This window comes from Bacillus sp. P14.5 (genome assembly GCF_003316765.1).
Lineage (GTDB): Bacteria > Bacillota > Bacilli > Bacillales > Bacillaceae_B > Rossellomorea.
The window spans coordinates 60,500-73,300 of sequence record NZ_NIJF01000067.1 but is presented as its reverse complement, the minus strand read 5'-3'; the positions used below and the strand labels follow the sequence as shown (position 1 = coordinate 73,300).

The window sequence follows — 12,801 nt, the reverse complement described above, 5'->3', positions numbered from 1 at the left end:
TACGACCTGTATTGTCTAGGTAGTGCTGCTAGTAATCTCCAGGATTGCTTGGGAGAACACCTTATGCAGGCAACAATTCATCTTTTTATGGAGTCAATGATTGATTTAAAGGCTGCGCAGCCTGAATTAAAACATAGGTTATATGCGGGTTACAATGCTTTTCTAAGCAAATTCTAAAAAACAGTTAAATATTGCCAAAACTACTAAAGCTTTATAAAATGAAAGTATATTTAAGATGAGGTGAACCCCCTTATGCAGGAAAAAATAATAAACTGCTTTTTCAATTCATAATAGATAGTGCACCTAATATGACAGATGACTGGCTCGATTCCCGCAAGGACTCTAGTGGATATTCTGTTTATTCCAAAAATGCATCCGCTGAGATGGAGAGCACGCTGCGAAGCCAAAATTCGGAATTCATTGAAAGTCTTGCTTATGTATTCATTTGCAAGGATAACTTTGGCGAAAAAGTTGTTCTTTGGGCTGAAAAGATCGCACAAGAACGTGTGAAGAATGGTACATCGATATTTGAGGTGGTTCAGCAGTTTGGCATATTTAGGAGGATATTATGGAGATATATTGAGAAATTCATAAATGATCACAATCCGGAAACTCCTCAAGTATTGGAGTGGAGCAGGGAGTTGAATTCAGGGTTTGATTCTGTCATAGAGAAATTCACTGAAATCTATCATGCGAAAACAAAAGAATCATTATCAAAGCAGGAAAATCTTATTAAAGCGATAATATCACCTGTGATACCCGTTACTGAATCTGTTGCGATTTTTCCTTTGCTTGGAAATTTGAATATCACCATCGCAGAAGGGCTGGCTGATTCAGTATTAGAGCAATGCACAAAGTATAACATCACCAGGTTATTTATTGATATTTCCGGAGTAGGAACGATAGACACGATGATCGCCAATCAAATCTTCCAAATGATCTGTAGTTTAAAATTGATTGGAGTAGAAGCTTACCTTTCAGGTATTCGACCTGAATTGGCAATGACAGCGGTACATTTAGGTATTGATTTCAAAGATTATCCTTCATACAGCAGCTTGAAGCAGGCTTTGAAGGAAAATGGATTGCATGTTGAAAGTCTTATCCGTTAATAAAAGAAAACTCTGCCAATGCTTCGGGAGTTTTGAAAAAGGCCAACAGTAATTCAATCGGCAGAATTGTTCCGGTATGATTCGCATGGAGTTACAAGTTGTAATGGTATTTTTCCGGTGCACATTAAAAGTGTTCTAAAATCTTACCGTAGATGAAAGTAATGATCGAGTATAAAAGCCGGCTGTCCTTCCTGAAAAAGGAAGGACAGCCGGCTTAATCTTTATTCATGGTCCTGAAAACACCAGGGTATGACGGGGGTTCCAACGGGCTTATAGCGAGGTATTGAAAATATCCTTTCATGAGGGGATTAGCGGTTCTCCCTAACACTTCTTACCATTCAAGCAGATGGTTTATTTATGAATGATATGAATAATTCAAAATAAGCGGAATTTTTCCGGCTAAGATGCAAAATTGTATTTGATATGAGGTATTAAGCGAAATTTTTTCCGCTTAAACACAGCTAAATGGACCATTTTCACATCTTTTAAGCAAATAGAATAAGCGGAATTTCTCCGCTTAATTTAGCTGTTTATGGTGCTCTTTTTAAAAGGCTATTTTCGCATACATTGTTGCTTTCGGAAAAATCCCAAGAGCCGGATTTTTCCCCGGGTACTAAGGTTTTTCACTTTAATCGGAGGGATCAGCTCTTTTCTTTTCATGTTAACTAAGTTATCCCGGAGAATTAAGGTTGTTTTTCTCTGGAATTAGTATTAAATAGCCACAAAGTTTACGTGAAGAGCCTTTTAATATAAGCGGATTTTCTCCTCTTATTTCTTAAAATTTTTCATTGGGAATTAATTGCTGATGAAAACAACCAATTGGCCATTTTGGCCGGTGCCGCTAAGAGAGGCTTCAAGACGCAGAGCAAAGAGGCTGGGACAAAAGTAGAAAACTAATTGATGCAAGTAGAAAACATCGAAAATAAAACCTCATGAGATCAAGGTTATAACCTTGATCTCATGAGGTTTTATTTTTGTTATTAGGCTCTTACCTTAAAGATGTTATTTTTTAGAGTAGGTTATCCGCCAGTTCCTGATTGTAGGCGGATTGGAGCGGAAGGTGTGCGACCTCCTGCGGGACTAGCGGGACAGGTGAGACCCCGCAGGCAAAGCCGAGGAGGCTCAGCGCCCGCCCCGCGGAGTCGTGCACCTGGAGCGGAAATCCTTTCTTTAAACTCAGACACATTCTTTTGAAAAGAGCTTTTTATAAGGTTTTGTCCCAGCCTCTTTAGATTTAATCAAAGTTAGGTTCGAGAAATACTAGATTTTTCAGTGCTCTTACGTTGCGGCCATTTTTTCATGGATTACCCCAAACTTTTCAGCAGCAAAAGTCGTATGGATGATGGGGAGGGGCTGCTTCTTGGCACCAGTTCGGTTCAAGATATGGATCAGCCCAGAACCAGGCTCCCAGAGCTGCGGCGCAAGCATCAACAGCATGTGTTGAGGAGGAAGCCTCTTCCGGCAGTTCGTTTAAACCTGTGGATTGAAGAAAATTAAAGATGTGCTTAAGTGAATCCTCATTTCTTTTGTATTGAAGAAGGTGAGGGAGTAACTCATCAGATATCCGGGATCCCATAGCTGCTCCAGGATGAACCTCTACTATTTTTACCGGTCTGCCTGTTTCAAGAGATCCAATGGCTCTTGTAAGAGCTATCCCTCTCAATGTGAGGTAAGCCATTCGATTCATGGTGGGTGACATAACCGAAGCTGTATTCATTCCAAGACTCTTTATATAAGCCCGCAGGCGTTTGTCAGCCTGTCGGTCTCCACCGCCGTCCTGGTAGGATAGCGGTGAGTCAATTCCCACGAACACAGAGTTATTCTCAGCTTCTCTCTTAATTCTGGAAATAATCACTTCGTCCGTGGCTCCAGAAATCAGCTGCCTGAATTTCAGAGAGCCATTGACTTTTTCAAATATGGATATTACTGTATCCTTGGGATTAGAAGGTCCTGATAAATCGATCCCCATAACTATCATGAACTCACCTGCTTTCTATTAATTAGTATTATCTTCAAGCGTTTGGTCAACTATTTTTTATTCAAGTTTAACGCTTTCGCTTAATAAGTCGGTCTGTAACACTCTACCCAAAATCCTTTGGTTATAAATCGGATTTTTTGGGGTAGTGGGCATACAAATTCCAAAAAAATATTTTGTCTCATCAGCTTCCCATTGATAGAGTCAGTGGTTCTCCGAATCAAATTCCTGTATAAGCCTCCATTAATAATTTTCACAAAAAATCCGTCTTATTATAAGACGGATAGCGGTAACTATAATGCAGCAGGCAGTGGACTTAATTTTCTAAGATATTTTAGAGTGACTGAATTGAACTTATCTGGCTGGTCGATGTTACAAACATGTCCGGAGTCCTCAATCAAGTGCAAATCCAGCTCTTTTTGCTTTTCTACAAGCTGTCTGACCGGAGCTAAAAATAGGTGGTCTTCCTCCCCCATGACAAACAGAGTCGGAATTCCCTTCGAGTCAATTTGTAAATTCTTCAGATAAGGGTTAATTGATTTGGTCAGCCCTAACCATCGGATGAATTCTTTCTGGCACATCTTCCTTGCCTGTTTAACGAATGTGTATCGAGATTCTATATGGCGCGGCCGCGGCATGATAATCCAGGCAAACAGCTTGTACAGCCACATATAGGGAAGCAGGAATTTAAAGGCATTCCCAATGGCCAGTAAAAATTTCGTCCGCAGGTTCAATTGAATGACAGCTCCCGCCAAAATCATGGAAGAGAGCCTTTCCGGATGTCTTCCGGCAAGGGTTTGAACCACAATTGTACCAAGTGATATACCTATGAAGTGGGAGGACTTAATTCCAAGATGGTCCAGCACATCGATGACTTCTTCTGCCACATTGACAAAGGAGTCACCCTTTTTCCAGGATGCCTTTGAACTTCCATGGCCTCTTAAATCAATCAACAACACATTAAATTCTTTTTTGAAATCTTTTATTTGTTTAAACCAGATACTTGAACTTCCGCCTGCCCCATGTATAAACGTTACCCATGGAGATGAAGTATTTTTAAAGTATGTGCGATAATGTAACATTTCAATGCAACCTCACAATCGATGATAAAAAAGATAATAATTATATTCATAGATTACAATAGTTGATCTATCTCTGGATTCAGAAGACTACTAAAGCGATTCTATTATAACCTATTACCCGTAATTTATCATCTAACACTAGTAATGGAACTAAAAAAAGACCGTCCCAATCTAATTATAACAGTTACAGCCTAAGTTTGTGGGTTGATGATCAAAGCTTTCATTCTTTGAAATAGCTTTGAAATTCATAAAGATTCTCTTCTTGAGTGTTTTCCGGACATTGGTTTGTTCTCAAAACGAGGAAATGAATTCAGTAGACAACGCCTTCTATGGTTGGGGAAATCCTGGTAAGCAGAAAAAATAGCTGCTCCCTAAGTTTAAAGAAAGAGACATTAGAAACCGAGGATATCTGAAAACAATACTATATGCATAAACTGCCATTATGTTTTAGGGTAAGTCTGTTTTCTGAAAGATTATTGCTTTTTAGTAATTCCCCCCTGCTCACCTTTTTACCTAGGAGGATTGGATTCGTGCGCCTGAAGCGGATATCCCTTACTATTAAAGCAGCCCCAGTCTTTGCAAAAAGAGCGTGGGATAAAGAACAAAAAAAGCTGACCTGGAAAAACCAAGTCAGAAAAATAAAACGAGGGGGCCAAATAGTCTTTCAAACCTTCCTCTATAAGTTACCTCTTATATCTTCTAAAGCCAATTTGGATGTAAGTCCATGGCTGTCCATACAAGCTTAAGAACATGAAAAAAGCTGCTGTTACTTAACGAATTCATCCAAGTTAATAACTTTAGGCATATTGGATAATGTATATGAAAACATTACCATGCCACTGAAGGAAAATGATAAAATAAAGTTGCCGGAAAGGAGGTTGATACTTTGGGAGCTGTTATATTATTCGATGGAGTTTGCAATCTCTGTAACAATACCGTGCAATTTATAATTAAGAGGGATGACCGGGCCTATTTTAAGTTTGCTTCCTTGCAAAGTGATGCAGGAAAAGTAGTAATAGAAAAGTATCAAATTAATCCCAAAATAGACAGTATCATCTTGATAGAGCAGAATAAGTTTTACGTGAAATCCGAAGCTGCCCTGAGAGTGAGCAAAAATCTTGGCGGCTTTTGGAAGGTATTTTTTGTCTTCATGGTAATCCCGAAGAAGATAAGGGATAAAGTCTACGATTTCATTGCCCAAAATCGCTATAAATGGTTCGGTAAAAGAGATAGTTGTATGCTTCCATCCTCTGAAATGAAAAAAAGGTTTCTAGAATAACAGAAATTTTGAATCTTTTTTTTGTTTATCCGTAAATATGGGTAGTACATAATTAAATGATTAGGAGGAGATTCACAAATGGTCAAACGTACAGGAGAAATAGTTATGGGGATCATAGGAGTTATACTGAGTGCATTATTTGCCGTAATGGGCTTTGTATGGAATGCCAACAGCGGGGCCATAGAGGAGATGATGCAGGAGGATTTCAGCCAGGATCCAACCCTTACTGCCGAAGATACAAATTTTATCATGCAGTCAATGGAATCAGTTGGTCCTTTTCTAATTGGCCTGGGGTTGATCAGCTCTATACTTGGCCTGATAGCTGTTCTTCTTATTAAAGGAAACAAGAAACCGGTTATTGCTGGAATCCTGTTTATTATTGCTGCTTTAGTAGTAGGACTTGGAACAATAGGTGTTGGTTTCCTTCCAGGGATCCTGTTCTTGATTGCTGGAATTATGGCATTTGTCAGAAAACCAAAAGATCCGGTTTCAGTAATGTAATACTGAACCTCAAAGCTATTGGCCATCACAGGTCAATAGCTTTTATAGGGTTAAGGTTAAAAAGGCTGTTTTCCCATTTAGTGTTGCTTTCGCACTCATAGCAGGTTTAACACCCGCGATACATTGGCTTTTCTCTCTAAAGGGTGAGTACCTGTTTTACTTTTATTTACCGGGAGGGAATTTTGGCTGCTTCTTTCGAAAGACTTAATAATTATTCAAGCGTTGCACGATAAAACAATTCACCTATTGCACAGATTAAAACACATTAAGATAAAAGCGGCATACGGTTTCGCCTATTTGATAAACTCTGAGATAGATGTCCATTCCTTTGTAACTTTTGTTCATATCATAAAGTAAACCAACCCTTTTGTAAGTTAGTGTTCAAGGGTTGTACAAAGGAGGGGAAAGGATTGTCTGAAGAAAAAAGACGTGTAATCAATGCTGATAAAGTCCTAATTCGTGCTAATGAGGTCATTATTTTAGACGAAAACGATAAAAGAAGGCGCCACTATGATGATGTAGCAGGTGCCGATGATAGAAGAAGGCACAAACGCGACAGAGATAATGTCGGCGGCCAGGATGACAGAAAAGATGATAATCGCCGTGGATGGTCTTGGATTTAAGAACTAAGGAAGCAGTCTTGTTGCAGGGCTGCTTTTTTTGTTGAGAAAAAACCTTTTTTTTACAGGCTCTATTCGAAAACGTGGATCTTCTTTGAATGCATTTTAAAAATACAAACTAAGTCCACCAGAACCGGTAGGAAAGGAACAGGGTACCCAAGGGTAAAATCCGCTCTTGGGTTTTAACCAAAGAATCGATCCAGACAAAACAAAACCATCAGAAGCGATTCAACATGATTCTACTACATGATAAAAGTTTGAATATACTTAGCTGAGGAAAAAGATATAAAAATGGTTTCGCGGCATAAGATTTTTTGAAGGAGGTAAGTATATGTTGGACTCAGTAGATTTGACGAAAAAAATTGAAGATAAAAAAGAATATAGCAAGAGATTAAAGAAGCAGCAATTAATTTTACTAGGTTTACAGAGAGCGCTGCTGGATGAAAAGATCGGCTGCATCCTGGTTTTCGAAGGGTGGGACGCTGCCGGGAAAGGAGGGGCGATCAAAAGAACGACCCAAAATATTGATCCAAGGGGCTTTGAGGTGCATTCAACTGCGGCTCCAACAATAGAACAAAAGCAATATCATTACCTTCAGAGATTCTGGAACAGGATGCCTAAGTATGGAAAGATTGGGATTTTTGATCGTTCCTGGTATGGAAGAGTTCTTGTCGAAAGGGTGGAAGAATTTGCTGAGGAAGCTGAATGGAGAAGGGCTTATAGTGAAATCAATGACTTTGAACGAATTTTATCGAAAGAAAAATATATTATTCTGAAACTCTGGTTTCACATTTCCAAAGAAGAACAACTGAAAAGATTTAACGAGCGCCAAAATGATCCTATGAAATCCTGGAAACTCACAGAAGAAGATTGGCGTAATAGAGAGAAATGGGAAAAGTATAAAGAAGCGGTGGATGAGATGATTCAGGAAACAGACAAGGAAAACGCCGAGTGGCATATTATAGAAGGGGAAGATAAGAAGTTCGCCAGAGTCAAAACCCTTGAAATCATCAACAGAACAATACTTAAGGAAATGGAAAATCGCAATATCGATGTCCGCCATTATTTTAAAAAAGAATAGGCCGGTCATTATGAGAGAATTATCAGATTAAAGTATGTATACATGGCGGCCGGGCCACTCAGGAGTTCAAACAGGGAGGAAATTGGCCGGGAAGAAAGAAGGAGAGCCGCCCGTCTCTGTCAAATTATAAACCAGAGAGGGCGGCTCTATCATTAAGCTTTAATTTTCAGCAGTAAGCTGCTGATGGACAAGCTTTTTATACAACGGATTGGATTGTAGAAGTTCCTGATGAGTCCCGCTGCCGGATATAGATCCATTTTCAATGACAAAAATAGTATCTGCCTCTACCACAGTAGATAAGCGGTGAGCTATAATAAGGGTAGTTCTTCCCTTCATCAGATTCTTTAAAGCGTTTTGCACCAAAAGTTCTGATTCGCTGTCAAGGTTGGATGTGGCTTCATCCAAAAGGAGCACCTTGGGATTCCTAAGCAGCGCCCTGGCTATGGCAATTCTCTGTCTTTGTCCCCCGGAAAGCTTCACACCTCGTTCACCTACCTGAGTTTGAAATCCATCTGAGAGATTGATAATGAAATCATAAGCATTAGCCTGCTTTGCCGCTTCGAACACTTCTTCCTCTTTTATTTTCCTTTGTAATCCATAGCAGATGTAATCGTAAATCGTTCCGGACATGATAGGGCTTTCCTGCGAAACATACCCAATTGATCTCCGCCATTCCTGTAATGGAATCTTCTCAATAGAGGTACTTCCCAACCTTATTTCACCGCTGTCGAGAGGATAAAATCGTTCAATTAAAGAGAAGATGGTCGTTTTCCCGCCACCGCTTGGACCGACAAAGGCTGCCGTGCTTCCTGTAGTTATTTCAAAAGAAAGATAGTCAATTATCTTCTTTTTATTGTTGTAACCGAAGGAGACATCATGGAATGCGATGTTTTCATCTGTTAAGCTCCTAATTTTCTTCTCCATTTTCCCTTCTGTCTCTACATCCAGGAGGTCCTGAATTCGATCAGTGGCTCCAGCGGCTTTTTGAAAAGCAGTAAAAAAGGTGGCAAGCTGCGTGAAAGGGACAATGATCTGAAACATGTAGATTATGATGGCAACTAGGGATCCTGCTGACAGAGCGCCTGCAGAAACCCTTGCCCCTCCATACCCAATGATAACGACAAGCACCACCATCATGATCGTCGTCATAAATGGAGAAACAACAGCTTGGATTTTCGCTTCTTTTAATCCAAACTTAAAAAGGTTTTGTATTCCGTTTTGGCCATTCTGCCTTTCTGCAGGCTGACCATTATAGGATTTAACCAGCCTGATTTCTGAAAGGACCCTTCCGAGATTTCCACTGAAATCAGCCATTTCGTCCTGTGTCTGGCGGGAAATGGTATGCATTTTCTTCCCAAGCGGCATCATGATCAACAATGATACCGGGACAGCAACAAACATAATGATGGTCATGCTCCAATCGATCGTTAGCAGGATGATCACAGAACCTAAGATAGTAATTACACCAGATACAAGTGTAACCAAGTGGTTGGTAATAAGTGTTTTTACCGTGTTGGTATCCTGGGTAATCCTGCTCATCGTCTCACCAGATTGATGGGAGTCAAAGAAAGAAATTGGGAGTTCAAGCACATGATTCCAAAGAGTTTCCCGGATTCTTGCCACAAAGGTCTCTCCAATGAAGGTCATGAGATAATGAGAAAATCCGCCGGCGACTGCCTGCACAATGAATGCTGCAAGGAGAAGGAAAATGAGACTCATTTCAATCCCGGATCCTGATATTTGGTCCACTAGAGATATGGTGAAAAGCGGAACTATGAGGGAGGCAGCTGTTTCAAATAAACTTAATACCAATGCTCCTGAAAAAATCATTTTTGAAGGCTTGCCGATTTTCAGTAACCGTATAAAACGATTTTTGTTAGAAGGATTATTTGTACTCTCTGACATATCTTTTCCTCTTTTCTTCAAACTGTTCCTATTTTACTATCTATTTATACTTTATCAAATAACCCGCCAGTTTTCCTCAAGGACAATTAAAATGATAGTAGAGGACTTTTTCAATGTGCTACAATAAAAATATTTGTAATAAAAAAATTCCAAAGATGGGTTCACATTTAATTGCACGACTTAAATCCTAACTGGTCAAAGAAGTGTAAAACCTCTAAAAGGATGAACAGAAATTACCTAAATGAATTGCAAAAAGGAGTTAACAATGAAAGTTATTATTGCTGAAAAGCCTGACCAAGGAGCTGCATTAGCAAAACCTTTTCCTCATAAGAAAGGGCAAGGATTCATTGAAGTCCTGCCCAACCAGCTGTTTCCGGAAGGTGCCTATATAACCTGGGCAATCGGACATCTTTTACAGCTTCAATCTCCTGAAAAATATGATGCGAAGTGGAAGAAGTGGAATATTGAATCGTTACCGATGATTCCGGATAGATTCAAATATGAAGTGACCCGTTCAAAATACAAGCAATTTAATGCGGTTAAATCTTTATTGCAGAAACCGGCAGTAAATGAAATCATTCATGCTGGGGATGCAGGACGGGAAGGGGAATTGATTGTACGAAATATTATCAATATGTCCGGGATCAAAAAACCTATGAAAAGATTATGGATCTCCTCTCTTACACCAAAAGCGGTAACAGAGGGTTTTTCGAAACTGCTGGATGAAAGTGAAACGAGAAGCGTCTTCTATGAAGCTTATTCAAGGGCTTGTGCGGACTGGATCATCGGCATGAATGCTTCTAGAATCTACAGTATACTTCTAAAGCAGAAGGGAATCTCCGATGTCTTTTCTGCCGGCCGTGTGCAGACGCCTACGCTTGCGCTTATAGTGAAAAGAGAAAGAGAGATTGAAAGCTTTGTAAGTGAACCTTTCTGGGAGGTAACCGCTGATTTTGATGTAGACGGTAATGTATACCAGGGGAAGTGGGAAAAAGATAAGCAGCCGAGATTAAAAGACAAAGAGACTGCGTTGAAAATCGCTGATTTCTGTAAAGGGAAACCTGCAGAAATCAAAGAACTTTCCACGGAAAGAAAAGAGTATCAGCCTCCATTGCTGTTTAATCTTTCTTCCCTCCAGGCCACTGCCAACAAACTCTATAAATTTTCTCCACAAAAAACACTGGAAACGCTTCAAAAGCTTTATCAAAAGGGAATTGTTTCATATCCACGTTCCGATTCCAATTATGTAACAAAAGGAGAAGCAGAAACCTTTCCAGAAATCATGGAAAAATTCAGCAGAATGCCTGCGTATCAGGACCTGTTCCCTCTGCCGGTCAAATCGTTGATGAATAACAGACGATATGTCAATGAACAAAAAGTGACCGATCACTATGCCATCATTCCTACCGAACAAGTGAAAAACCCTGAAAAGCTGATTCCTGATGAGCAGAAAATCTATGATCTTGTCGTTCGAAGGCTGATTGCTGCTCATTTTGAAAAATCGATTTTTGACTATAGTCCGTTAATAACGCTTGTAGATGGACGAGCTGAATTCATCTCCAAAGGAAAGATTCAGGTACAGGAAGGCTGGAGAAAAGTAATTTTCCAACAAGAGAAAGACGATGAACAACTGCTGCCCAACGTAAAAGAAGGTGATCCAGGGTGTGTAAAAAGCGTTAAGGTAAAAGAAGGAAAAACTCAACCCCCTAAACGTTACACAGAGGGACAACTGATTACCTTGATGAAAACCGCTGGAAAGCATTTAGATAATGAAGATCTGGAAAAAGTCCTTTCGAGTACAGAAGGACTTGGGACAGAGGCAACAAGAGCCAGCATCATTGCCGGCCTGAAAGACAGAAAATATATTGATGTAAAACGTAATGCTGTTTTTGCAACCGATAAGGGAAAAGTATTAATTGAAGCGATCGGTGAAAAGATTTTGGCTTCCCCTGAAATGACCGCTAAATGGGAGCAGAGGCTGCGGGAAATCGGCCAGGGCAAGGCATCTGCACCTCAATTCATGGAACAGGTAAAAAACTTAGCGGAAAAATCATCGATGATGCCATTGAGGCTTCAAAGGGATGGTCCTTTGAAGGGATCGATACTGAAACCATACAAAGAACAGGTTCGAAAGCATCACTCGGCAAGTCCATCGGTTCATGTCCTTATTGCAGGGCAAAGGTCATTGATAAAGGCGAATTCTATGGCTGCAGTGCTTATAAAAAATCAAAGTGCAGTTTCACTCTTTCAAAAGTAATCATGAAAAAGAAAATCTCCCAAACAAATGCAAAAAAACTGATCGATGAAGGAAAAACAGATGTTATCAAAGGCTTCAAAAAAGGGGACAAATCCTTTGACGCCATTCTTAAATGGAATGACAAGGAAAAGAAAGTTCAATTTGAATTCCAAAATTAAAACTATAGTAAAATAATTTCTTAATTAGTTCCGATTGACATGGAAAAGGCTGACTATCTAATACAGTTTAATATACAGCTGAAAAATATTTTTCACTAAAACAGTTTCAACTTCAGCTGAGAGGGTAAGTTTACAATAACTACTTATTCATAAATATTCATAGAGGAGTGAGCTGTAAGTGGATATAGGTCTATATAAAATCGAAAATATGTCAGACGAAATCATTACTTTAACATTATTTGAAAATGAGGAAACAGAGATCTTAGAAAGTGCAATGCAGCATCTTCCTAGAAGTTTATTTCCATTTCATGTAACGAACGAAATTATGATTGAAGTTTCCGAACGCGCAGGTCAGTTGGAATTCACGCCAATCAGCACTGAAAATGTCGAAGCCCGCATTCAGGCAGAGGAACTTTTAAAAGACTTCATCGGAACAGCAGAGGTATAATGCTGTATAAAGACATCTTCTTTCATTATTGAAAAGAGGGTGTTTTTTTGTGCGAAAAAGAAAAAACTAATGGATGCAGAGGAAAACGGTTATGGTTTAGTCCTCTGAAGGTTCCTAATATTTTTAAGCTCTTTTCGTAAACTTTGCAGCTATTTTATATGAATCTTGTAAAGTAACTGCATTATTTATTCAAATATTCTGGTAAGCAAGAAGAGAAGAGATGCTCCACCTTTTAGTGAGAAACGCATTAGTATCCAGGGGAGATTCTTGATCTAGGTATTTAAAAGACCACTTATTTTTATTCAACATTTATAATCCTTATAGAGATTGATGATGCAAGGTTACTTAACCTTTCGTTTTATAACCTCAATATGATTAGCGGTTGA

Annotated in this window: 8 protein-coding genes and 3 pseudogenes; 7 read left to right on the top strand and 4 right to left on the bottom strand. The window is 39.4% G+C overall.

Features of this window, described 5'->3' with window-relative positions:
• The first annotated feature begins 308 nt into the window (after positions 1–308).
• A complete protein-coding gene (locus tag B9Z54_RS11600; protein WP_113928563.1) occupies positions 309–1,109 on the top strand; it encodes an STAS domain-containing protein in 801 nt (266 codons plus the stop codon).
• A 1,318-nt stretch (positions 1,110–2,427) separates the two neighbouring features.
• On the opposite strand, the gene B9Z54_RS11595 is transcribed toward B9Z54_RS11600, so the two are convergent.
• Positions 2,428–3,087 (bottom strand): DUF429 domain-containing protein, encoded by a 660-nt coding sequence (locus B9Z54_RS11595; protein WP_113928562.1) that lies wholly within the window; start codon positions 3,085–3,087, stop codon positions 2,428–2,430.
• A gap of 290 nt (positions 3,088–3,377) precedes the next feature.
• On the bottom strand, positions 3,378–4,166 hold the full coding sequence (locus B9Z54_RS11590; protein WP_113928561.1) for an alpha/beta fold hydrolase: 789 nt from the start codon (positions 4,164–4,166) through the stop codon (positions 3,378–3,380).
• Between the two features lie 886 nt (positions 4,167–5,052).
• Between B9Z54_RS11590 and B9Z54_RS11580 the strand changes: the two genes are divergently transcribed.
• From B9Z54_RS11580 to B9Z54_RS11565, 4 genes are all read left to right on the top strand, one after another.
• On the top strand, positions 5,053–5,445 hold the full coding sequence (locus B9Z54_RS11580) for a thiol-disulfide oxidoreductase DCC family protein (protein WP_113928559.1): 393 nt from the start codon (positions 5,053–5,055) through the stop codon (positions 5,443–5,445).
• A gap of 78 nt (positions 5,446–5,523) precedes the next feature.
• Complete coding sequence (locus B9Z54_RS11575; protein ID WP_113928558.1) at positions 5,524–5,946, top strand: DUF4064 domain-containing protein; 423 nt, start codon at positions 5,524–5,526, stop codon at positions 5,944–5,946.
• A gap of 410 nt (positions 5,947–6,356) precedes the next feature.
• Positions 6,357–6,569: a hypothetical protein gene (locus B9Z54_RS11570; RefSeq protein ID WP_113928557.1), complete on the top strand. Its 213-nt coding sequence runs from the start codon at positions 6,357–6,359 to the stop codon at positions 6,567–6,569.
• A gap of 328 nt (positions 6,570–6,897) precedes the next feature.
• Complete coding sequence (locus tag B9Z54_RS11565) at positions 6,898–7,647, top strand: polyphosphate kinase 2 family protein (protein WP_113928556.1); 750 nt, start codon at positions 6,898–6,900, stop codon at positions 7,645–7,647.
• Positions 7,648–8,024: 377 nt separating this feature from the next.
• Here the strand turns inward: B9Z54_RS11565 and B9Z54_RS26680 are convergent.
• Positions 8,025–8,571 (bottom strand): annotated as a pseudogene (locus B9Z54_RS26680) (ATP-binding cassette domain-containing protein); the annotation flags it as partial.
• 108 nt (positions 8,572–8,679) lie between these two features.
• Positions 8,680–9,477: pseudogene (locus tag B9Z54_RS26675) on the bottom strand (ABC transporter transmembrane domain-containing protein); the annotation flags it as partial.
• A gap of 340 nt (positions 9,478–9,817) precedes the next feature.
• Between B9Z54_RS26675 and B9Z54_RS11555 the strand changes: the two are divergent.
• Together B9Z54_RS11555 and B9Z54_RS11550 are read left to right on the top strand one after the other, a co-directional pair.
• Positions 9,818–11,967, top strand: a pseudogene (locus B9Z54_RS11555) (DNA topoisomerase III).
• A 178-nt stretch (positions 11,968–12,145) separates the two neighbouring features.
• The gene (locus B9Z54_RS11550) at positions 12,146–12,415 is read left to right on the top strand and encodes a hypothetical protein (RefSeq protein WP_113928554.1); all 270 of its coding nucleotides are present in this window, start codon (positions 12,146–12,148) and stop codon (positions 12,413–12,415) included.
• Positions 12,416–12,801: the final 386 nt, after the last annotated feature.